Origin of the sequence: Candidatus Marithrix sp. Canyon 246 (assembly GCF_001723685.1) — a bacterium.
Taxonomy (GTDB): domain Bacteria; phylum Pseudomonadota; class Gammaproteobacteria; order Beggiatoales; family Beggiatoaceae; genus Marithrix.
Window position 1 is genome coordinate 26,361 of record NZ_MCBX01000021.1, and the last position, 21,157, is coordinate 47,517.

The 21,157-nt window shown below is 34.4% G+C and carries 25 protein-coding genes and 2 pseudogenes; 14 read left to right on the forward strand and 13 right to left on the reverse strand.

All coding sequences use genetic code 11. The features are described from left to right. Positions 1 to 2: 2 nt before the first annotated feature. From BHU68_RS11225 to ruvB, 4 genes are read right to left on the reverse strand one after another with little or no spacing between them, the layout of a single operon-like run. On the reverse strand, positions 3 to 371 hold the full coding sequence (locus BHU68_RS11225; protein ID WP_069470247.1) for a cell envelope integrity protein TolA: 369 nt from the start codon (positions 369 to 371) through the stop codon (positions 3 to 5). Between the two features lie 4 nt (positions 372 to 375). Next, positions 376 to 795, reverse strand: coding sequence for a protein TolR (gene tolR / locus BHU68_RS11230; RefSeq protein WP_069470246.1), 420 nt, complete (start codon positions 793 to 795; stop codon positions 376 to 378). 2 nt (positions 796 to 797) lie between these two features. Further along, the gene (gene tolQ / locus BHU68_RS11235) at positions 798 to 1,475 is read right to left on the reverse strand and encodes a protein TolQ (protein ID WP_069470245.1); all 678 of its coding nucleotides are present in this window, start codon (positions 1,473 to 1,475) and stop codon (positions 798 to 800) included. 10 nt (positions 1,476 to 1,485) lie between these two features. After that, entirely contained in the window at positions 1,486 to 2,496 is a 1,011-nt protein-coding gene (ruvB, locus tag BHU68_RS11240) for a Holliday junction branch migration DNA helicase RuvB (protein WP_083234134.1), read from the reverse strand. Positions 2,497 to 2,741: 245 nt separating this feature from the next. Between ruvB and BHU68_RS11245 the strand changes: the two genes are divergently transcribed. The 3 genes from BHU68_RS11245 (at position 2,742) to BHU68_RS11255 (ending at position 5,185) form a co-directional block, all read left to right on the forward strand. Next, positions 2,742 to 3,104: a hypothetical protein gene (locus BHU68_RS11245; protein ID WP_069470244.1), complete on the forward strand. Its 363-nt coding sequence runs from the start codon at positions 2,742 to 2,744 to the stop codon at positions 3,102 to 3,104. A 139-nt stretch (positions 3,105 to 3,243) separates the two neighbouring features. Beyond that, entirely contained in the window at positions 3,244 to 3,843 is a 600-nt protein-coding gene (locus tag BHU68_RS11250; RefSeq protein ID WP_141699462.1) for an ankyrin repeat domain-containing protein, read from the forward strand. A gap of 31 nt (positions 3,844 to 3,874) precedes the next feature. Continuing rightward, a complete protein-coding gene (locus tag BHU68_RS11255; protein ID WP_069470242.1) occupies positions 3,875 to 5,185 on the forward strand; it encodes an Mbeg1-like protein in 1,311 nt (436 codons plus the stop codon). Positions 5,186 to 5,226: 41 nt separating this feature from the next. Here the strand turns inward: BHU68_RS11255 and BHU68_RS11260 are convergent. Then, positions 5,227 to 5,421: pseudogene (locus BHU68_RS11260) on the reverse strand (Holliday junction branch migration DNA helicase RuvB); the annotation flags it as partial. 183 nt (positions 5,422 to 5,604) lie between these two features. On the opposite strand from BHU68_RS11260, the gene BHU68_RS11265 reads away from it, so the two are divergent. Continuing rightward, a complete protein-coding gene (locus BHU68_RS11265; protein ID WP_069470240.1) occupies positions 5,605 to 6,327 on the forward strand; it encodes a DUF6588 family protein in 723 nt (240 codons plus the stop codon). A gap of 36 nt (positions 6,328 to 6,363) precedes the next feature. Here BHU68_RS11265 and BHU68_RS11270 read toward each other — a convergent pair whose 3' ends face one another. Genes BHU68_RS11270 through BHU68_RS11280 form a run of 3 tightly spaced genes read right to left on the reverse strand, consistent with a single transcriptional unit; the run spans position 6,364 to position 8,522 of the window. Beyond that, complete coding sequence (locus BHU68_RS11270) at positions 6,364 to 6,993, reverse strand: lysophospholipid acyltransferase family protein (protein WP_171899606.1); 630 nt, start codon at positions 6,991 to 6,993, stop codon at positions 6,364 to 6,366. A 1-nt stretch (position 6,994) separates the two neighbouring features. Beyond that, positions 6,995 to 7,918, reverse strand: coding sequence for a phosphatidate cytidylyltransferase (locus BHU68_RS11275; protein ID WP_069470238.1), 924 nt, complete (start codon positions 7,916 to 7,918; stop codon positions 6,995 to 6,997). Next, a complete protein-coding gene (locus tag BHU68_RS11280) occupies positions 7,911 to 8,522 on the reverse strand; it encodes a CDP-alcohol phosphatidyltransferase family protein (protein ID WP_069470237.1) in 612 nt (203 codons plus the stop codon). The genes BHU68_RS11275 and BHU68_RS11280 overlap by 8 nt, the downstream gene beginning before the upstream one ends. 225 nt (positions 8,523 to 8,747) lie before the next feature. Here BHU68_RS11280 and BHU68_RS11285 point away from each other — a divergent pair, with 225 nt between their 5' ends. From BHU68_RS11285 to BHU68_RS11315, 8 genes and pseudogenes are all read left to right on the forward strand, one after another. Next, entirely contained in the window at positions 8,748 to 9,110 is a 363-nt protein-coding gene (locus BHU68_RS11285; RefSeq protein WP_069470236.1) for a putative quinol monooxygenase, read from the forward strand. A gap of 280 nt (positions 9,111 to 9,390) precedes the next feature. Further along, positions 9,391 to 9,474, forward strand: a pseudogene (locus BHU68_RS18095) (hypothetical protein); the annotation flags it as partial. Next, on the forward strand, positions 9,448 to 10,221 hold the full coding sequence (locus BHU68_RS11290) for a PKD domain-containing protein (protein WP_069470235.1): 774 nt from the start codon (positions 9,448 to 9,450) through the stop codon (positions 10,219 to 10,221). The pseudogene BHU68_RS18095 and the gene BHU68_RS11290, both read left to right, overlap by 27 nt. A 328-nt stretch (positions 10,222 to 10,549) precedes the next feature. Beyond that, positions 10,550 to 12,079 carry a SulP family inorganic anion transporter gene (locus tag BHU68_RS11295; protein WP_069470352.1) on the forward strand — a complete coding sequence of 510 codons (1,530 nt, stop codon included), beginning with the start codon at positions 10,550 to 10,552 and terminating at the stop codon, positions 12,077 to 12,079. Between the two features lie 75 nt (positions 12,080 to 12,154). Continuing rightward, positions 12,155 to 13,531, forward strand: a complete 1,377-nt coding sequence (locus BHU68_RS11300) for a YcjX family protein (RefSeq protein WP_069470234.1) — start codon at positions 12,155 to 12,157, stop codon at positions 13,529 to 13,531. A 202-nt stretch (positions 13,532 to 13,733) separates the two neighbouring features. Next, positions 13,734 to 14,105 carry a hypothetical protein gene (locus tag BHU68_RS11305; RefSeq protein ID WP_069470233.1) on the forward strand — a complete coding sequence of 124 codons (372 nt, stop codon included), beginning with the start codon at positions 13,734 to 13,736 and terminating at the stop codon, positions 14,103 to 14,105. Positions 14,106 to 14,111: 6 nt separating this feature from the next. Next, positions 14,112 to 14,492 carry a hypothetical protein gene (locus BHU68_RS11310; RefSeq protein ID WP_069470232.1) on the forward strand — a complete coding sequence of 127 codons (381 nt, stop codon included), beginning with the start codon at positions 14,112 to 14,114 and terminating at the stop codon, positions 14,490 to 14,492. Further along, complete coding sequence (locus BHU68_RS11315) at positions 14,471 to 16,072, forward strand: nSTAND1 domain-containing NTPase (RefSeq protein WP_069470231.1); 1,602 nt, start codon at positions 14,471 to 14,473, stop codon at positions 16,070 to 16,072. Before BHU68_RS11310 ends, BHU68_RS11315 begins: the two co-directional genes overlap by 22 nt. Before the next feature lie 48 nt (positions 16,073 to 16,120). Here BHU68_RS11315 and BHU68_RS11320 read toward each other — a convergent pair whose 3' ends face one another. Genes BHU68_RS11320 through BHU68_RS17330 form a run of 4 tightly spaced genes read right to left on the reverse strand, consistent with a single transcriptional unit; the run spans position 16,121 to position 19,088 of the window. Continuing rightward, complete coding sequence (locus BHU68_RS11320) at positions 16,121 to 16,816, reverse strand: hypothetical protein (RefSeq protein WP_069470230.1); 696 nt, start codon at positions 16,814 to 16,816, stop codon at positions 16,121 to 16,123. Continuing rightward, complete coding sequence (locus BHU68_RS11325; protein ID WP_069470229.1) at positions 16,813 to 17,841, reverse strand: AAA family ATPase; 1,029 nt, start codon at positions 17,839 to 17,841, stop codon at positions 16,813 to 16,815. Before BHU68_RS11325 ends, BHU68_RS11320 begins: the two co-directional genes overlap by 4 nt. Next, a complete protein-coding gene (locus tag BHU68_RS11330; protein WP_069470228.1) occupies positions 17,831 to 18,916 on the reverse strand; it encodes a DUF262 domain-containing protein in 1,086 nt (361 codons plus the stop codon). Before BHU68_RS11330 ends, BHU68_RS11325 begins: the two co-directional genes overlap by 11 nt. 25 nt (positions 18,917 to 18,941) lie before the next feature. Next, the gene (locus BHU68_RS17330; protein WP_171899541.1) at positions 18,942 to 19,088 is read right to left on the reverse strand and encodes a hypothetical protein; all 147 of its coding nucleotides are present in this window, start codon (positions 19,086 to 19,088) and stop codon (positions 18,942 to 18,944) included. Positions 19,089 to 19,204: 116 nt separating this feature from the next. Between BHU68_RS17330 and BHU68_RS18375 the strand changes: the two genes are divergently transcribed. Both BHU68_RS18375 and BHU68_RS11335 read left to right on the forward strand, forming a co-directional pair. Next, a complete protein-coding gene (locus tag BHU68_RS18375) occupies positions 19,205 to 19,315 on the forward strand; it encodes an AAA family ATPase (RefSeq protein ID WP_083234931.1) in 111 nt (36 codons plus the stop codon). 175 nt (positions 19,316 to 19,490) lie between these two features. Then, positions 19,491 to 20,711, forward strand: coding sequence for a hypothetical protein (locus tag BHU68_RS11335; RefSeq protein WP_069470227.1), 1,221 nt, complete (start codon positions 19,491 to 19,493; stop codon positions 20,709 to 20,711). A gap of 276 nt (positions 20,712 to 20,987) precedes the next feature. Here BHU68_RS11335 and BHU68_RS18380 read toward each other — a convergent pair whose 3' ends face one another. Continuing rightward, positions 20,988 to 21,143, reverse strand: coding sequence for an alpha amylase C-terminal domain-containing protein (locus tag BHU68_RS18380; RefSeq protein ID WP_083234930.1), 156 nt, complete (start codon positions 21,141 to 21,143; stop codon positions 20,988 to 20,990). Between the last annotated feature and the right edge of the window lie 14 nt (positions 21,144 to 21,157).

Here is a 21,157-nt window from a genome sequence, read left to right on the forward strand (position 1 = left end):
TTTTAATTATCTTTCGCTAATTGTGCTTCCAGCCTAAGTGCTTCTAAAGCTTCCATTTCTACTAATCTACGTTGTTTTAATGCTTCTATTTCTTGTCTTGCTTGTTGTTCTTGCTGACTTAATTGTTCTAAATATGATTCTGTAATTATATGATCATATTTATTTTTTTGCTGTTCAGCTTGTTTTACTTGTGTTAAACGCTCAATTTCAGCATCTACAGCATTTTCATCTACAATAACTTCATTAATAATAGTTGTAGATTTAGATTTAGATTTAGATGTATTAAGCCAGTTAAAACTATATATTAATATAGCGAACAGAATGACATTAATAATAAGAGCATAAATAAATGAAACTATTTTATCCCACATATCACTATTTTAATGGTTTTGTCATTAATCCAACTTTAGCAACTCCAATACCTTGTAATAATGACATTACTTTTACAATCTCACCATAAGCTAAACTACTATCTCCTCTTACTAACACAGATGAATTTGAAGATAAACGTCTTAATGCAGTAATACGAGTCATAAGTTGTTCTGTTGAAAGTGGTTTTGTATCTGAATTAATAAATAATTGTCCTTGTGCATTAATAGAAACAATAATAATCTCTGTCTTTGAAGAAGATACTGTTGTTGCTTTTTTAACATTTGGCAATTCCACATCAACACTTTTACTTAATAAAGGTGAAGTGATCATAAAAATAATTAACAATACTAACATCACATCAATATAAGGCACTACATTCATATCAGTGATGCGACGACGGCGACGACGATAATGTTGCGACATAGTTATGAATTTAAGTGTGCTTGACGTTGTAATATACCGGTAAATTCGTCTAAAAATGTATCATAACGAGTAGTTAAACGATCTGCATCATTAACATACTGATTATAAGCCATTACCGCTGGAATTGCTGCAAATAAACCCATTGCTGTAGCAATTAATGCTTCAGAAATACCGGGTGCTACCATTGCTAATGTAACTTGCTGCATACTACCTAAAGCATGAAAAGAATTCATAATACCCCAGACAGTTCCAAACAAACCTATATATGGGCTTACAGAACCGACTGTAGCTAATGCAGGTAAATTAGCATCTAACTGATCTAGTTCTCGATGTAAAGCCACACGCATAGCGCGTTGTGATCCATCTAATAAAGCATCTGCTGACATATTAGCTTGTTTACTTAACCTGATAAATTCCATATATCCAGATGTAAAAATATTTTCCATACCTGTTGGTTCTTCATCATAACTACAGATACGATTATATAATCCATTTAAATCTTTAAACTTCCAAAAACTATCTTCAAACTCTTTCGCTGCTTTACGAGCCTTCTTTAAAAAACGACTTTTGCGAAAAATTAGCGTCCATGAATAGATGGAAATTGTTAATAAAAATAGCATTACCAGTTGTACTAATATACTGGCATTTTGCACTAATTGTACCAATGATAATTCATTCATTTTTTTATATTTATAGTTTTTTCTTATTTAAATCAAAATGTTGCCATGTTAAGGCGGTGACGACTCGGCCTCTTGGAGTGCGTATTAATAAACCCTGTTGTAATAAAAATGGTTCAATAACATCTTCGATTGTACCGCGTTCTTCACCTATAATAGCGGCTAAATTTTCTATACCTACTGGTCCACCATTAAATTTCTCCATCATTGCCATTAGCAATTTTCGGTCCATCATATCCAAACCATATGTATCAACATTGAGTAAATCTAATGCTTGTTGTGTAACTTTATGATTAATAATACCATTTGCACGTACTTGAGCATAATCACGTACTCGTCTTAATAAGCGATTACTAATACGTGGAGTACCTCGTGATCGACGCGCTAATTCATTTGCAGCATCATCATCCATTTCTAAATTCAATATACCAGCAGAACGACTAATAATACTAGCTAAATCATTATGAGAATAAAATTCAAGACGCTGAGTAATACCAAAACGATCACGTAAAGGTGATGTTAATAAACCAGCGCGAGTAGTAGCACCTATGAGGGTGAAAGGGGGTAAATCAATTTTAATCGAACGAGCTGAAGGCCCTTCACCAATCATAATATCTAATTGAAAATCTTCCATTGCTGGATATAAAATTTCCTCAACCATAGGGCTGAGACGATGAATTTCATCTATAAATAAAACATCATTAGGCTCTAAATTAGTTAATAAAGCGGCTAAATCACCCGGACGTTCTAAAATCGGACCTGATGTTTGACGTAAATTTGCCTCCATTTCATTAGCAATGATATGTGATAAAGTAGTTTTACCGGTACCCGGTGGACCAAAGATAAGTACATGATCAAGAGCCTCTTTGCGTGATTTAGCAGCAGGAATAAAGATTTCCATTTGCTCACTAACATGCGCTTGCCCAACATAATCACTTAGCTTTGTTGGGCGAATAGCCTTATCAATAACCTTATCATCAGAACTTTCTATGGGACTGATTAAACGATCAGTTTCAATACTCACAATTATGGTAGCACAATATTTTTAAAAATATAATTATATCTGATTTTTAACTAGCTTTCTATTATTAATAAATCTATAATGTAAAAAATTTGAAAAGTACAACGAATTAAGAAATAAACTAATTAGTTTATTTCTTAATTCAGCTACTATCGGGGAAACATATAATCCTATTTTAACAGACGGGGTATGATGAAGCCGACTGAAAATAGCTTGATTTTATTTTTGAAAATGATGGACTTTACAGAATGATAACAATTAGAGAAGAACAAATGGATGCACTTAATTTAGCCTACTATCGAAGGCAATGCGTCAAATTTGTAAAAGAAGAACTACAATTATTTGATTATATTATTCCAGAACAAGAAATACAGTCACTATTTGAGCAATTTTATCCATTGATTGATATTAAAAACCGCGATGATCGTCTTACTTTGATTTTACTTATGCTTGCAAGTTTGGCATTCCATGAAATATATACGCAACAGGCAATTATGGGTTTTATGGATAAATCAATGACATCAGGAGATCGTAGAAATAGTTTACAGCACATGCTCTTAGAAGATGTAGGATACAATTCTGAATTCTTATATCGTAAGAGTTGGATTTAAAATGGCTTCCTCATTAATTGCAAAGTCACAACACGCCATGTATTTGGTAGTAATAGTCATTTTAATGAGTTGTTCTTTCTTTATTTCAAATTATACAGGAGTTATTATGGATCAGAATCATCTTTTTTCAAATCCAACAATGAAGTTATTAGACAGCCTGATACGAGATGACAAGGCTGGTGTGTCTGAGACATTAAATTATGGTGCAGATATTAATGAATCGGGTGTGAATGGAATTACACCGTTAATTTATTCAGTCATTCAACTAAATCAACCCGCAGTTGCTGCCTTATTGAAGTTAGGAGCTAATCCCAATATCAAGCAAGACGATGGATATAACGCTTTAACCGCTGCTTACGAACTTTCACGGACAGCCCCTTTAATCATGGAGACGCTCATTAACAGCGGACAATGTGATTTAAATGTACTTATGCCTGATGATGAGCCAATGCTGTATTACCTTGTAGCAAGCGGTAAACTTAATTTTCTGGAAATGGCATTAAAAAAAGGGGCTAACCCATCTTTGCATACCCGTGGTAAACGCCAACTTGTAATTGCAGCTGCGATAATAGAAGAATATGATGCTGTGCAGTTATTACTAGATGCAGGTGCGTCGCCAATAGCGACTGACGCAGCAGGTACTCCTTTACTTGAATTTGTTCAAACAGGTGCGGTACAAGCAATTGATCCTAATGGTAGTAAAAATAAGAGTCGATTACGTCTTCTGAAACGTCTTTAAAAAATTATAGCTAACTGAGAAAATATCTTAAATGAGCCCTGCTATTCAATCATGTTCACATCATAAAAGTCCTGAGTGCCAAAAACAGCAACAGGCGGAAGACTGTTTTTCACGGATTGCTGAAAATGCCATCAAAGAGGATAAAACTGGCGATAGTTCAACAAAAAAGATGTTGAAGGTGAAACTGGATCAACATAAAAAAGATCAAAAAGCCGCACGTCGAGCAAAAGCTGCGACTGCAATCTATGACATCGACATAAACGGAAAGCTTGCTAAATCACCCTCTTGCCTTAAATTGATTGATACTAATTCAGAAGAATCATTAAGGCAGCTAGAATCTGCATTAAAACTTCCTGTTAATTCCCTAGAACAAAGTTATTTTTCCAATGAAAAAAATGGTTATCGGGCTAGCGTTTTTTATGATCAGCGTGATGAAAAATATGTTGTAACTTTTCGGGGGACGAATAAGAATAATCTAATTGATTGGAAAAATAATATCAATAATCAATTACCTGATGCAAAGAAGGAGGATGCTCCATCATATTTTGCCGCAAAAAAATTGGGTGGGCTCCTTAAAACAAGCAACCCTCAAGTTGAGTATACTGGACATTCAAAAGGTGGAGGCGAAGTATATGAAGCTCTTTCCAATTCGCCCAATAGTGTAGCAACCGTATTTAATGCTGCTGGACCTAGTCCACGTATAAATAGTGTCACTAAAAATCATATAGCAGCTCGGACACAAAACTACCAAGTGGGTGGCGAAATGCTAAACCTAATGCAGGATGAAACAGATCCTGAAAAGACAATAGAAAATATGAAATGGTTAAAAAAACAAGTTAATGATGGTTTACTTGGAACCGCACTGGCTGTGAAAATTACTGAACTTGACAATACTACTATTGCTAAAAAAGAAGTTCAGGAAAAAAGAACTGCTCTTTTTTTTAACACTACTGATGATGAAAAAAAGGCTCAAACCAAACTGAATTGTATTGAGAAAAAGTATAAAGATGAACGTAAAGAATTCATGAACAAGCTTGACAAGAATATAGAATCTAGAGAAGAATGGTTGAAAGATAAAAAAGCAGGAAAAAAAGTAGAGGATTGGGTTCCTCCATTTTCTGCAACACTTGGTGAGCGACGTGTAGTAGGTGGTGACTCTACTCGTGAATCGGTTAGTAGTGGTTTTACAGGAACAGCTGCATTATCAGATCACAAAATGGAAAATATGAATGAGGCCCTAGAAGATCAAATTGAAACTGACCACAAGGATATTGAAGAAGCAGTTCGTCAGTATGACCCTAATTTCGATAAAAAATTAAAAAAATGTTCTTCTGGTATCTAAAAAACTTTGGCTGCCAAACCACATCAGATTTAACACCCCACCGGTGGACCAAAGATAAGTACATGATCAAGAGCCTCTTTGCGTGATTTAGCAGCAGGAATAAAGATTTCCATTTGCTCACTAACATGCGCTTGCCCAACATAATCACTTAGCTTTGTTGGGCGAATAGCCTTATCAATAACCTTATCATCAGAACTTTCTATGGGACTGATTAAACGATCAGTTTCAATACTCACAATTATGGTAGCACAATATTTTTAAAAATATAATTATATCTGATTTTTAACTAGCTTTCTATTATGAATAAATCTATTATTTAAGATATGTTCAAGATTCAGAATTCAAATTTCCATCTGGATATTCAATGATGATAAAAATTTGTTAGAATAAGTATCCATGAAAACTTATAGAGAACAAACATGAAAATATATACATTAATGCTAGTGTTATTATCGCTAACTAGTTTAGCTACGGCAAAAGATATTGAATTCACAGATCAAATTACGCAGGGTGATTTTAAGAACTTTGTCAAGGAATTTGGAACCAGTCTATTGTTTAATCCAATGGCTCCCGCTGAACCTTTGGGTATCACAGGGTTTGATGCTTCTGTCGAAATGGTGGTAACTGATATTAATGATCAAGAACAATATTGGCAAAAATTGGTTGATGATAATGATCCATATCCTTTTCTAGCTGTACCAAGGTTGCATGTTCAAAAAGGTTTACCTTTTAACATAGATGTAGGCGCGATGTATATGGCTGTGCCTAATTCCAATATAAAATTGTGGGGAATTGAGGCTAAATATGCCATTCTCGAAGGCTCAATCGTAACACCGGCTGTTAGTGTCAGAGCTAGTTATAGTCAACTTCTAGGTGTTGATGATGTTGATTTAAATACTCAGTCACTCGATTTGCTTGTCAGTAAAGGTTTTCTTATGTTGACTCCGTATGGTGGCGTGTCTATGATTCGGGTGAATGGCAGTGAAAATTCAGAAATAGTGACTTTGGGTGATGTCAATGAAACTAGTTATCGAGCATTAGCTGGTATTCAATTTTCGCCGCTGCCGTTGTTGATTATTAACGGTGAAGTTTCATTTGGTGATATTCAACAGTATGGGTTAAAAGTAGGTTTTAGGTTTTAGGTTTTAAATTAAATACCCCAAAATTTGGGGTATTTATTACTCCCAAGGCGCAAACATTCCCTCTTTTGCTAATTGCTGCATAGCAGAATCCAATTGTTCCATATATTGTTTTTTATTCTCACAAAATGGCAAGGCTTCTCCTACAAAAATATCACAAAAAAATGGCACAAACACTGTTTCTCCTTTAGGAAGTGCTTTGCCTAAGCCGTGTAGAAATATTGGTATCACTGGTATTTGAGGATTATGTTTTGCTAAATGAGCAATGCCGCTTTTGAATTTATCCATTTGTTCTGGTTTTCCGCGTGTTCCTTCCGGAAATAATATCAGAATTTTTCCTTCTGATAGAGCATTAGTAGCGGCTTCAAAAGGATCAGAATGTGCTTTTATAGTTCGTTGTATAGGAATTATGCCAATTATTTTTAGAGCAAACCAAGCCAATATAGGATTACGTAAAAAATAATCTGCTGCCGCTATTGGGTGTGGCAAAGTCGGAAATAAACTCATTAACACTAATGTATCCAAATGACTATTATGATTCGCAATTATAATCGCTGGACCTTTTTTAGGTAAACGTTCACGGTGGCGCAGATTTAAACCAAGGATAATTAATACTAATGGACGTACAAATATAGCAAAAAATAAGTAACGTAAGATTCGATTAAACATATTAATAATGTAAATAAATCAAGCCATGAAAAAATAAAGGTGCTGTATAAGTCAAACTATCAACTCGATCTAAAATTCCGCCATGCCCGGGTAATATATTGCCACTATCTTTAATTCCTAAATCGCGTTTTAATGCTGAAAGAGTCACATCTCCAAAAAAACCCGCAGTAGCTATTAATGCACCAAAAAATATTGATTGCCCAAAAGTCAAAGGAGTTAGCCAAGGCGCAAGTAAAGTAGCTAATAAAGTTGTAGTAACTAAACCTCCTAAAAATCCTTCCCATGTTTTATTCGGGCTGACTTTTGGTATGATTTTATGCTTGCCTAACAATTTGCCCCATACATATTGCAACACATCATTAAATTCAGTTAAAAAGATTAAAAATAATAATAATCCAGCACTGCCAGCAATCGGATTCACTGCATCCGGTAAGACTAATAAATAAGCAGCATGACTAAGACAAAATACTGTAATCATCAAACCCCAATGCAAGGTGCCGGCAGCTTTTAAAAAGCCTTGGGTTTCTCCAATTAGCAACATTCTAATCGGTAAAAACAAAAACATATAAACGGGAATAAAGATAATAAATACGCCATACCAAGCAATGCTAATCCAATAATATTGCAGCGGAATTGCCAAATAAGCCCAAAGTAAAACGCGCCTATCAGCACGACGAGTAGGAATTAAAGATAAATACTCTTTAAAAGCTAGAAAACTCAAAAAGCCAATCATGATTAATGAAATTATAGGATCCATCAACATAGCCAGAATAAAAATCCCCGCCATCCACCACCATGAACGCAAACGCGCGTTTAATTCTTCTTTGTAGGGCAAGAGTTTAATTATTATTGTTGCGCATATTAATAATATTATTATGCCTGCACTTGCCCATAATAATGCTGGTTTGACATGCCATTCAAACATTTTGAACCTCTTTTATCGCCTGAAAAGCGCGATTAAAAATCGTAACAATTAACAATCCAATCATCAAAATAAAAATCAGATTAATCCACATTCCCAGCGAAATTCCTAAACCTAATAACAAAGCAATCAATCCAAATATAAAAGCTCTATCACTTTTACCCATTGGACCATCGTAGCGGCGACTAGCACCTATTTGCACTGCAATCACTCCAGTCATTTCACTGATAATTGCCAATAATACCACTAACACCACTAAAATAGGCATAACATTTACTAATAAAGCAAATGGTAAATATAAGCCAGCATCAGCTACCACATCACCTAACTCATTTAATATTGCTCCAAGTGGAGTTTTCATATCATGTTCACGAGCTAGCATACCATCAATAGCATTTAAAGCCATACGCACAAATAATACAATAGGCAATAACAATAATAAAGATTGTACATGTGGCTGCCATGCAATTGCTGCACCCATGCCTAAAGATAACAAAACCGCTGCAATAGTAACTTGATTAGCAGTAATACCCCAATTGACTAGACGCTGACATAAAGGGCGCAATAGCTTTTGAAAAGCTGGTTTTAAATCATATATCGTTATCATAACTTAGTTCTCACTAAAATAAGATAGTTTATCCACTCCTACTAAAGAAATCTTATCTTTTTATGACAAAATTACAAGACTTACCTTGGATTGTATAATTTATACACTTATAATTGTAGGTTGGGCTGACGATAGGAAGCCCAACCTACGAGTGCTTTATTGAAGATAAGCGAGTTTAAATTGTGGAATGTATATTGCGTATAATTTTTTCAAAAGGATAAAAAAATGGCTACCAAAGATACATGTTGTACAATCGTACCTTATTTTAAAATCGCTAGTGGCAAGATAGAAGATTTTAAAACTTTATGTGAACGCTTTGTTGAAAAAACTAATAATGAAGCTAAATGTATCTATTATGGCTTTAGTTTTAATGGTGAACAAGCTCATTGTCGAGAAGGTTATGAAGATGCAGAGGGTGTATTAACACATCTGGAAAATGTGGGTTCTTTATTAGAAGAAGCATTAACAATTTCTGAACTTACTTGTTTGGAAATTCATGGTTCTGAAGCAGAGTTGGCAAAACTTCGAGAACCATTGGCTCATTTAAAACCTAAGTTTTTTGTTCTTGAATATGGTTTTCGTCGTTAATTCTCCCTGTTTTGCTAATTGCTGCATATAACTTTTCAGAAAGATAAAAACTCTCAGACCTGACAGGTTTTAAAAACCTGTCAGGTCTTGCACCTTACAAATGTAATGTCAAGTTATGAGTAACTTTCTCATCGGACGGCCGCTACGCAGTATATAGTTTCTATTATAATAGTATAATTAATCTGTTGGAGGTGTCAAGTTGGGAGAAAATACACACATTAGAAGGGCATAATAATCGTGTTCAATCAGTAGTATTATCCCCTGATGGCCGTTACGCACATTCAAAGGACATGAAGGTAGCATTAATTCAGTAGCCTTCTCCCCGGATGGCAATTATGTGTATTCTGGTAGTGATGATGGAACTGTAAAAATATGGGAATCTGGTCTTGGTGTCATCAATCCACCACCTCAAGCAGCTTTTACTATGAATCCTAATACTGGCGTTGCGCCCTTGACTGTGCAATTGGATGCTAGTACATCTACTGATGATGGTAATATAGCTAAATATCAATGGGCATCATCTGACGGGCAAAATGCTGAAGGTGTCAAAACTAGTCTGAAATTTTCAGCAGCTGGGAATTATGATATAACTTTGACTGTTACTGATAATAAAGGTGCAACAGCAACTAAAACACAGACTATTACTGTAAATGCAGCAACAACAGAAGAGCCTAATAAACCAACAACAGAAGAGCCTAATCAACCAACAACAGAAGAATCTGATACAACAGCTCAAATTGAATTTGAAAATTTAAAAACATTCTATAAAGTAGGAGAAACCTTATCAGTAAATTTAGTACAAAAAGTACAAACAAATCGTTTTCAACGAGTTGATCTATGGGCAATGATTGAAATGCCCTCTGGTAAAATGATATATAACACACCACTTCCATTCGCGCCATTTAGCTTTAAACCACAAGCCTTTCAAAAATCTTTGGAAACCTCAAGCAAAAAACAAAAAATATTAGATTTTGAAATACCCCCCGGTATAGGTGGTAGCTATGTATTCTATGGAATATATCTAAAAGAAGGAAGTAGTTTAGAAAAAGATGGAATTATGGCATTGAGATCAAATGTAGCTCAGAAAAAACTTACCCTTGCTGACAAATAAAATTCAGACCTGACAGGTTTTAAAAACCTGTCAGGTCTTTCACCTTCTTTTATACTCTAAATAAAATTCAGACCTGACAGGTTTTTAAAACCTGTCAGGTCTTTCACCTTCTTTTATACTCTAAATAAAATTCAGACCTGACAGGTTTTAAAAACCTGTCAGGTCTTTAACCTTCTTTTATACTCTAAATAAAATTCAGACCTGACAGGTTTTTAAAACCTGTCAGGTCTTGCACCTTGTTTTAGTAACATTCGTAAATAAATAAGTATATTATGATATTCTCATGTATAATAATACACTATCATTAACCTTTAAATTTGAGGATATCATGTTTCAACTTACTTGTCCCGGTAAAATGTGTGTCAAAAATGACATACTTTCTGGTCTTACTGTATCACTTGCGCTGGTGCCAGAGGCAATCGCCTTTGCCTTTGTTGCTGGCGTAGAACCCCTTGTAGGCTTATATGCAGCTTTTATGATGGGTTTGATTGCTGCTGTAATTGGTGGTCGCCCCGGGATGATATCTGGCGCAACTGGCGCAATGGCTGTGGTGATGGTTGCCTTAGTTTCACAACATGGTGTTGAATATTTATTTGCAGCAGTGCTGCTCGCTGGTATATTTCAAATTGTTGCTGGTATTTTACATTTAGGTAAATTTATTCGCATGGTTCCACATCCTGTCATGCTTGGTTTTGTTAATGGTCTTGCGATTGTGATTTTCTTAGCTCAATTACAGCAATTTAAAGGGGTTACTGGCTCAAGTTTATGGATTATGCTTAGTTTGATAGCCTTGACCATGTTGATTATTCACTTTTTACCACGTTTAACAACTGCAATTCCCGCCTCTTTAGTTGCCATTCTTGTAGTTACTGCTATGGTTTTTGGTTTTGATTTAGATTCGCGTACTGTGCAAGATGTATTAGCTGATATGACTGGTGATCCTAATGCTAGTATCGCCGGTGGTTTACCAACTTTTCATCTGCCTGAAGTTCCCTTGACTTTAGAAATGCTTTATATAATTTTGCCATATTCTTTAATTCTTGCCGCTGTGGGATTAATCGAATCCTTGTTGACGCTGACACTGATTGATGAATTGACCGAAACTCGCGGGCGTGGGAATCAGGAATGTATTGGTCAAGGTGTTGGTAATACAGTAAATGGCTTTTTTGGTGGTATGGGAGGTTGTGCCATGATTGGACAAAGCATGATTAACATCAATTCTGGTGGTAAAGGGCGTTTATCTGGTATTGCTGCCGCTTTGTTTTTATTAGCGTTTATTCTTGTAGGTTCAGGTTTAATTGAAATGATTCCTGTTGCTGCTTTAGTAGGTGTGATGTTTATTGTGGTTTTAGGCACATTTGAATGGGCAAGTTTCCGTTTATTAGGCAAAATTCCTGTGGCTGATACCTTTGTTGGTATTCTGGTTGCGGTTGTGACGGTATTAACTGATTTAGCGGTTGCTGTTATTGTTGGTGTGATTGTTTCTGCTTTAGTATTTGCATGGGAACATGCTAAACAAATGCAGGCTAAGGCTTTTGTGAATGAAGATGGTGTAAAAATATATGAATTACAAGGACCATTATTTTTTGGTTCAGTACATGCTTTTAACAATATTTTTGATCCTCATAAAGATCCTGATCATGTAATTGTTGATTTTTATGATTCTCGTGTTGCGGATCATTCTGGTATAGAAGCAATTGATGCTTTGGCTGAACGCTATCAACGTTTAGGTAAAAAATTACAACTTAAATCTTTAAGTGAAGAATGCCGTATATTGTTGAATAAAGCTGGTGATTTAGTGGAAGTTAATTTGCTCGCTGATCCAAAATATCATGTTGCTGATGATAGATTAGCTTAGGAATGTGCAACTAAACCTGACAGGTTTTAAAAACCTGTCAGGTTTGCATCTTCCTTAATATGATATTATATCGAGATGAATGAATGGCTATCTCGAATTAATCGCACACTTGATAAAGAAGTAAAATTAGCTGTTACCGGTTTAAGTCGCAGCGGTAAAACGGTTTTTATTACTTCTTTAGTACATCAGTTATTACATGGTACAGAGTCTTCACACTTACCATTTTTTACAATTGCAAATAGTGGCCGCTTACGCGGTACGAAAGCTATGCCACAACCAGATTTGCATATTCCCTCATTTCGCTATGATCAAGCTATTGAACAGTTATGTGGAGAAGTTCCCACATGGCCCAAACCCACTAGCGGCATCAGTGAACTCAGATTAGCAATTCGCTATATTTCTAATAATCCTTTGACCAAACATATTTCACCTATAAATACTTTATATGTGGATATAATTGATTATCCGGGTGAGTGGTTATTAGATTTACCCTTGTTAGAATTAAGTTACGAACAATGGTGTCAACAAATAGTTGAACAGTGTAAAGAGCAACCGCGTTTATCTTTATCAGAACAATGGCGAACATTTCTCGATACTTTTAATCCTAGCGATGAAGTAAATGCAACCATCATACGAGAAGCTAGTGTTTTATATACAGATTTTTTATATAAATGTAAAAAACAATATGGTTTAAATCTATTACAACCCGGACGTTTTACCATGCCCGGAGATGATTTAAAAGGGGCACCAGTATTAGAATTTTGTCCATTATTTAATATTCCTGAAACTGATAATGGAAATACTATTTATACTGAAATGAAAAAAAGGTATGAATATTACAAAGAATACATAGTAAAAAAATTTTACCGAGAACATTTTTCTAGCTTTGATCGTCAAATCATACTAGCAGATGTATTAAAAGCCTTTAATCAGGGTTATGCAACTTTTACAGATATGCGTGATTCGCTGAATATGGTATTAAAAAGCTTTCACTATGGAAAATCAGGATTTTTAAACAAGCTATTTGGTTTAAAAATTGACAAAATCTTATTTGCCGCCACTAAGGCAGATCATGTAACACCAGAACAACTGCCAAATTTGGAAGCATTTTTACAAAACATGCTAGCAAACACTCATAACAACGCCAATTTTGAAGGAGTAGATACAAAAACCTTAGCACTAGCATCAGTAAAATGCACACAAGCGGCTCACGCTACCTATAAGGGTCAAAGAATTTCTTGCATAAAAGGCGTACCGATAGAATCAAATAAACCAATAGCCTTATTTCCCGGCGAAGTACCAGTAAAAACCCCATTACCAGAAGAATGGGTAAAAGATAGATTTCACTTTTTGGATTTCAAACCTCCACGTTTAGCGAATATACATGGCAATGGGCTGCCACATATTCGGATAGATCGCGCATTGGAATTTTTGTTGGGGGATAAGTTTTAAACTAAGCCCTGAAGGGGCGTAATAATATAGCCTAGGGCAACGCCCTAGGTGAATTAGGATTGATTTAATTTAGCCCTGAAGGGGCGAAATAATGATGTTTTTTAATACGCCCCTTCAGGGCTAAATTTAAATAACATTCGCACCTAGGGCGTTGCCATAGGCTATATTATTTCGCCCTTTCAGGGATTATAAGCAATTTTTATTGCATTTATGGCAGCAGTTTCATCAGAAACCCTTAAATGAATGCCCTGATTTATTTGATATTTTATCGGATTTGGAGCAAACTGAACAGCAGTTTATCATTGTATTAAATCACTTGGATGTTATGGGTAACGCTGATGTGGATGCTCGATTTAATCAAGGTTTTTATGAACGGCTCAATAGTTTGAAAAATTACCGCCATGTTGCCTTGTTGATAATGACACAAGTCCGTTATGATAAGATGTTGTTTAATATTGAAGGAGAGTTTAAAACGTCGAAATTGGATATTCGTTTGTTAAATATAGTCTTTTCAGACTGGCCGATTGTTTTAATAGAAAAAATCAGCGAACTGTTTAAAAAACGTAAGGATTAAGTCGTTATGTCTAAGTTATTTGATAAACCAAGCACTCCAAAAAATAACTTGCAAGTTTTGCAATGGCTGATTTTTGAACCAATTTTATTACGGCGATATGAAGAATCTTTGAATGAAGCTCAAATACATAACATACTTTTAAAAAGTCTTAGCATCAATTTCTTTATCCTCATTGTCCCATTGACTTTAGTGATTTATTTCATTAGCGTTGTTATTATTGCTGGTTTTGATTTACTGCTAGTTTTTCATCCCGATATGCCAAAATATATACTTCAGCAATGGCAAACCTATACCACATTGTGGGAGAAAGCTTACTTTTTTATTAATTTTGATGATTATAGAAGTTTGAAAGATTTAGCATTTGGTTGTATCCTTGGCATTTTCTAAAATCACAACGTTCTGTCAATTTGACCAACAATTCATATATTAATGATGGTGTGATTTGGCTACATATTTGGGTTCTAACCCGTAAATTCACCACTCTAGCCCAACAAGACTCTGAAACAGGCTTGGCTTTTGTCAACTTTCTCCAAGAATACCGTCCATTACAAAAACAACTGGCTATGCACATTGCTCACGCAGCCACTGCGGGCAACTGGTTACACCATCCTTTACAAAAACAATACCTATTGCCTCCGCCCCTAATTCAGGAAACTCCAAAGCTGACACCTTCTGAAGGCTGGCTTAATAAGTTTGAAAAACTCCAAAACCAATTTATAGCTTATGACAAAGAACATCAAATTAGTCTACAAAAAGAACAAATTATAAATTTTAATGAACAATTGCAAAAGTTTAGAGACTTAACCATACTCGAACCCTATCGCTGGCATCAGTACTATCTACCAGCACTTGATCAATGGCTAATGGCAACTAAAGAACGTCTAGCGCAATTGACTCTAAAGGCAGAAAGACAAGAACCGATTACTCTCAATATTTACCGTTATGGTGACATTTTAGATCCCGACGGAGACAAAAATATTTTCTTTGGTAGAGATGATCTAAAAGAAGAATTGCAACACCAAATTCTCACAGCACGCACAATGCCAATGTTTCTATGTTACGGACAACGTAGAGTTGGCAAAAGCAGTCTATTAAAATTTTTACCACTACTCTTAGGCAGCCGTTTCCAAGTTATTTATCAAGACTGTCAAAACCACAAAGTAAATAATTTACAAACTTGGTTAAAAAACTTGCATCAACGCCTAAATAAAATTTTCAAATCCACAACAATTGACTGGCAACAAACTGATAATTGGCTACAAGCTTGGGGGAAAATGCAAACTTACCTAGAAACCCTAAGTCAACAACATGAAGAGAAAATAATCCTAGCTTTTGACGAATACGAAGCCCTACATGAACGCATTTTTAGCAAGGATCCTGAACAAGGCAAAATGCTATTAGGCGCGATGCGAAGTTTCTCACAACAACAAAATCAAATAGTATTCCTATTCGTAGGAGCTGCTCAATTCGCCGATCTAAAAAATCCCAATTGGGATAACTACTTCATTCAGGCCATGCCACTGCGAGTCGATTACCTAAAACCGCAAGATGCAACGCGCCTAATTACAGAACCGGTAGATTTAAATTATCCAGACACAGTAATTAAACGCATGTTAGAACTAACTCAAGGACATCCAGCACTACTACAAATGCTATGTCGCCACATAGTAATAATAGCAAATAAAGAAAGCCGCAAAAACATGACACTAGAAGATTTACAACAAGTAATCACCGACAAAATTGTGCAACCTGACACTTATGCCCTAAAGACATTCTGGACAGAATTTTGCGACAATCACCAATGCCAACCAACAGTAGAACAAATACTAAATAAACAACCAATAACCGACAAACGGAGCTTATCAAAACTCAAAAACTACGGCTACATAATCCCCGACGGAGATAGCTGGAAATTTAGAGTGCCATTATTAGAAATGTGGTTACGGGAATATCGGGAAGGGTTTTAAATTTTTTGGAATTCAAAGCAAAGCTTTGTACTCCAATCAATTAAACAGTTATTTACATCTAACCAAACAAGTCAAGTCTTTATCCGTTGCGAATAAATATTGAAAGCCACTACTTAAAATAATCTCAATTTGATTGTCTATCAACAAATAGCGATCATGCGATTTGGTAAACATATGACGGCTATCTGGTTTTATTTTCCAGCCAGCATAAATTTTTTTAATCTCTGAGACTTTGGAATTTAAATGATCTTCATGCAATAATGTCAAGCTTTTCTTAGGTATAATCTGCTTAAAAAAATTCTGTGTATCTTGCCAGTTATCACAAAAATAACTATCAAAAATCAAAATAAACTTTGCATTAGCACATAGAGCTGTTATTAGTTGAATTGCTTTGTCACGGTTTTCACCGACACGAAATGTCAAACTAAAATTTTTTTCTATGGAATCCTTTAAAATATGAACGTAAGGAAAATAAGATATTTCTGTATTTAAAATAATTTTATAGCGCGTTTGTTCTGCTAACTCTTCTAAAGGTTGCGAAATAAAACCTTGTGCTGATAATTGTTGTAAGAGTTCGGTATCTTCATATTCAATACCTTTTAATTGTTCAACATTTGTTAGGTGAGGAGCATGATAATAGCTCAGAAAAGGCTCAAGCAACTTACAATCATCAACTTTGCCATCTTTAAAATCCAAATAGAGAGCTAACAATTCATCACTTAAAACCAGAGAATATTTACTCATCCTATTTCCAATAACTCTTGCAAAGTTGAATCAAAAAAACCTGATGGAAACATAACTCTATTCCCCTCCTTATCAATAAATTTTCCTCTTTGATTAACAGCTAACTGAATAAAGTCTTCTTGTATAGATGGTTTATAATAAATAATCGCATCATCTGCTGATAATTCTTCTTGATAAATTTGATACTTTACTTTATTAATTAAATGCTCACAATGCGTCTCAACAATTATCTGAACACCTGCTTGAGCTACCCAAGCAAAAAATTCACCTAGTCGTGCTTGTGCTTTAGGGTGTAAATGAATCTCTGGATTTTCAATTAGCAATAGATCTTTTTGACGACACATTAAAGTCACAATCAGTACTTTGACTAAATAACTATTTCCAGCACCTAAATTAAACGGATTAATCGCGTCAATTCCATCACTACTAAAAGATACCTTAACATTAGTTGAGGTTATTTTTTCTGTCTGTAAGGAAATTGGCAGTTCGATAATATATTGTAACCATTCATTAACTTGTGCTTTTAATGTACGCCCTGATGTTTTAAATTTTACTAATGAGTTTTCAAGTAAGGCATCTTTATTATGTTCAAAATAACCAAAAATATATTCGCCATTTCGTCCAATTTTTTGTTCTTTACTTAAAAGAGCTAATTGTTCTTGCCCTATTCTGTTAGCAGAAAGATAATAAAGTTTATCTTCATAATTTAAGGCTGCCCCATCTAAGACAGTTGAATGCTCAACATTATCATAATCCATCAATAATGAATAATGATCGGCACTAATTTTTAAGAATTTAGCATTTTTGTATTTATTACGAATCTCACTAAAATCAGAAAAGTGAGCAACCAATGTGCTTACAATATCTTGTTTACTATATGAATAAAATCGACTTAACAATAAAATTGCTTGAATAAGCGAGGATTTGCCGGTGGAGTTTAAGCCTGTTAATATTGTTAGAGGTTTTATTGTAAAAACTTGAGAATCAATACTTTTAAAATTCTCAATTTCTAATTTACTGAGCATTTATTAATTCCTTTCTTATTTGATCTGCTTTATCAAAACGATAACCAAATCTTCCAAAGTTATTACTTTGATTCATTTCCTGTTTTAAGTCTTCAATTTTTTGTTTTAATTTTTTTCTATTGAGATTTTTAGGCAATGCAATGCTTAACATATAACTTAAAGATTCAAACAATCCCATGTTAATTGGTATTTTTTTACCAGAATTACTAAAACGAAAAGCATTTTCGCCTAAGACATTATAACAATTCTGCATAGCTAAATGAAATACAGATTCTAATTGTTCTATCTGCTCATCAGTAAAGCTATTATTTATGTACTGCATGACTTTTGCTAAAAACTCATCTATATCACTTTTATATTCAATACCCTTTAGCTGTTCTGTACGCAATAAAAAGAACCCTAAAAAACGTAAGATAATATATTTATCTTTCATTCTTTTTGGAGAAATTGTCTTACCTGTAGCTAATAAAAAATATTCTGACTTAGATAAGCTATTTAAAAGTTTAGTTACTTTACCTAAATATAAAGCATTACGCATTTCCTGATTATTTAATTGTGTACCACCCCTATTTACACGATCAAAAATATCAAATTTAATTTTTTCAGGTGTTGGATATTCTATAGTGTAGGCGAATAATTGATAATCCTCTATTTTTGCTTGAAATTGTGGTGTTATTTGTTCAAATACCTTACCATTCAGATCCTTTAAAAGATTAAGATTGTTTAATGTAAATTCATTATTGATAAAATCAAAAATACAGCTTAAACGCTGCCGCCCATCAACAACTTGTTTAAATCCCTGTTCATCTTCAAATAAATAAATAATCGGAATAGGTATTCCCATTAATATAGACTCAATCAATTCAGATTTTTGTTTGTCTGTCCATAAATTACCTTCTCGTTGAAAATCAGGATTCATTATAATTGTTTTATTTTTTTCATAACGACGTTTTAGTTCAAAGATACTGAACTGTTCCTTAGTCATTTTAATACTAATATCAGGGTAATCAGACACATGATTATTTAAAGAATTTTCTTCTTCCAACTCATTATTTTCTGGTGTTATTTGACTCATGATTAAGTACACTTATTCTAAATATTTATATTATAACATCAAATTTAATACTAACCTTAGCACCAAGATTTTCTTGACTCTCAACAATCATCTTAACAAGATATAAACCTAAACCATAACCACCAGTTTCTCGTTGGCGAGATGGATCTACACGATAAAAGGGTTCTGTCAAATAATGATTTTTTTAACTTTATTCATCTGAATAACTCCGAAAATTGATATTGAGAGGTTGTATCTTACAGAAAATGCTTGTAACAAGCTTATCAGATTTGTAACAAATTGTAATTAATGATTATCAAAAAATTATATTTTAGCAATTTTCGACGCTTTGATAAACTGGAAATAAATTTCGACAACAAGCTGACTGTCATTGTAGCTCGCAACGGACATGGGCAGTAACAATTGCACTGGGTACATTTGTTGGTGTATTTGCCTCCTTACAACCATGCAGATGTAATCAAAATGGATGTAGAAGATCCTAGTTCAGAAATATTTTACCTTTCTCTTGAATCTTAATCTATTATTGCTAATAATTAATATATTAGATATATTGAAGTCAAAAGAGAGTCATAAAATGAAATTTAGAAAAAAAACTATATTAACATTAAGTTATTTATTCACTGCTAATTTAGCTTATGCTGCACCTAGTGAAGAATGGACATATCACAAAACTGCTGATGGGCAACATCCTAATGATTCAGAACAAATGATTGTTTGGCTTATGAATAGAGCGCGACAAGATCCTGCTGCTGAGGGTGCTTGGTTAGCTAGTTCTAGTGAAAATGATGTTGCTGGTGGGCGTGATTATTTTAAAGTTGATACTACACAATTACAAAATGAATTTAATGGATATACAGCAAAACCACCGGCAGCATTTGATGTACGTTTATATAATGCAGCTTATGAACATTCTGTAGATTTAATTGCTAGAAATGCTCAAGATCATAATGGACAATTTGAACGAGTTGAAAATGCTGGCTTTCAGTATAGTAATATTCGTGGTAATGTATTTGCTTACTCAGATAATGCTCTTAATGCTCACGCAGCTTGGAATATTGATTGGGGTGGTAATGATGGTGGTATGCAAACAACACGAGGGCATCGTAAAGCTGTTATGGCTTTAGATGGTAATTATACTAATGTTGGTATTGCCGCTGTAGCTAATAATAGCCAGTTAGTGACAACCGGTAATTATGCTATAGCTCAAACTTCCAGTTCAAATCACTTTAATCGCTTTATTGTTGGAACTGTTTGGAAAGATAGTAATAATAATGCGCGTTATGATGTTGGTGAAGCTTATGCAAATGTAACTGTTATGCCAAATAAAGGTAAGTATTATGCTATCACTTCTGCTGGAGGTGGATATGCAATTCCCGTCACAGAAGAAGGTGAATATCAAGTTAGCTTTTCTGGTGGCAATTTACAAGCAGAAGTAGTTAAAACCATTACGGTGAGTTCAGATAGCGTTTTGTTGGATTATAAGGAAGGTGATAGTAGTAGCAACAACAATAATTCTAATGAAACTACTGTTTCTGAATTGACATTTGAAGATAAATCAAATGCTATTTTTGATAGACTTGAACAAGATTATTCAGACTTATTTTCTCCACATTCCACAACGCAAACTCAAGGTTCAGGAAATGAACTAATTTATTATCGTATTTATAATAATCAATCTCAAACAGGGCTAGCTACGCAAAATGGTCAACTTTTTTATGCTATAAATTCTAAGTGGAATCACTTTGGTACGCTTGATCAAGGAAATCAGGCTCTTTGTAATAGTCAATGCTGGTAAAATTTAATAAAGATTTGCATATTCCATTGCTAGAATTAAGTTATGAATAATGGTGCGTAACATCAGTTACTAAACAAACTCTTTGGCTTAAAAATTGACAAAATCTTATTTGCCGCCACTAAGGCAGCAACGCCCTAGGTGCGGATGTTATTTGAATTTAGCCCTGAAAGGGCGTAATAAAACATAAACATCATTATTTCGCCCTTTCAGGGCTAAATGAAATCAATCCTAATTTACCTAGGGCGTTGCCCTCCCGACATTAGGAGGGACCTTGTATTATTTCGCCCCTTCAGGGCTTAATATCAAAGCCCCCAAAGGTGGCAAAGTAACTGAAATAGAATATTGTTGATTCATGCAGGCTATTTTTTCTGCCTTTAAATCATTGTTATGAACATTACTGCCACCATAAATTGCTGCATCTGAATTCAACACTTCTTTATAAGTCG

Excerpts from the sequence above, each read along its gene's own strand:
- BHU68_RS11225 (WP_069470247.1), bottom strand. The coding sequence starts at position 371 with ATGTGGGATAAAATAGTTTCATTTATTTATGCTCTTATTATTAATGTC.
- tolR (WP_069470246.1), bottom strand. The coding sequence starts at position 795 with ATGTCGCAACATTATCGTCGTCGCCGTCGTCGCATCACTGATATGAAT.
- tolQ (WP_069470245.1), bottom strand. The coding sequence starts at position 1,475 with ATGAATGAATTATCATTGGTACAATTAGTGCAAAATGCCAGTATATTA.
- BHU68_RS11245 (WP_069470244.1), top strand. The coding sequence starts at position 2,742 with ATGATAACAATTAGAGAAGAACAAATGGATGCACTTAATTTAGCCTAC.
- BHU68_RS11250 (WP_141699462.1), top strand. The coding sequence starts at position 3,244 with ATGAAGTTATTAGACAGCCTGATACGAGATGACAAGGCTGGTGTGTCT.
- BHU68_RS11255 (WP_069470242.1), top strand. The coding sequence starts at position 3,875 with ATGAGCCCTGCTATTCAATCATGTTCACATCATAAAAGTCCTGAGTGC.
- BHU68_RS11265 (WP_069470240.1), top strand. The coding sequence starts at position 5,605 with ATGAAAATATATACATTAATGCTAGTGTTATTATCGCTAACTAGTTTA.
- BHU68_RS11270 (WP_171899606.1), bottom strand. The coding sequence starts at position 6,993 with ATGTTTAATCGAATCTTACGTTACTTATTTTTTGCTATATTTGTACGT.
- BHU68_RS11275 (WP_069470238.1), bottom strand. The coding sequence starts at position 7,918 with ATGTTTGAATGGCATGTCAAACCAGCATTATTATGGGCAAGTGCAGGC.
- BHU68_RS11280 (WP_069470237.1), bottom strand. The coding sequence starts at position 8,522 with ATGATAACGATATATGATTTAAAACCAGCTTTTCAAAAGCTATTGCGC.
- BHU68_RS11285 (WP_069470236.1), top strand. The coding sequence starts at position 8,748 with ATGGCTACCAAAGATACATGTTGTACAATCGTACCTTATTTTAAAATC.
- BHU68_RS11295 (WP_069470352.1), top strand. The coding sequence starts at position 10,550 with ATGTTTCAACTTACTTGTCCCGGTAAAATGTGTGTCAAAAATGACATA.
- BHU68_RS11300 (WP_069470234.1), top strand. The coding sequence starts at position 12,155 with ATGAATGAATGGCTATCTCGAATTAATCGCACACTTGATAAAGAAGTA.
- BHU68_RS11310 (WP_069470232.1), top strand. The coding sequence starts at position 14,112 with ATGTCTAAGTTATTTGATAAACCAAGCACTCCAAAAAATAACTTGCAA.
- BHU68_RS11320 (WP_069470230.1), bottom strand. The coding sequence starts at position 16,816 with ATGAGTAAATATTCTCTGGTTTTAAGTGATGAATTGTTAGCTCTCTAT.
- BHU68_RS11325 (WP_069470229.1), bottom strand. The coding sequence starts at position 17,841 with ATGCTCAGTAAATTAGAAATTGAGAATTTTAAAAGTATTGATTCTCAA.
- BHU68_RS11330 (WP_069470228.1), bottom strand. The coding sequence starts at position 18,916 with ATGAGTCAAATAACACCAGAAAATAATGAGTTGGAAGAAGAAAATTCT.
- BHU68_RS18375 (WP_083234931.1), top strand. The coding sequence starts at position 19,205 with ATGATTATCAAAAAATTATATTTTAGCAATTTTCGACGCTTTGATAAA.
- BHU68_RS11335 (WP_069470227.1), top strand. The coding sequence starts at position 19,491 with ATGAAATTTAGAAAAAAAACTATATTAACATTAAGTTATTTATTCACT.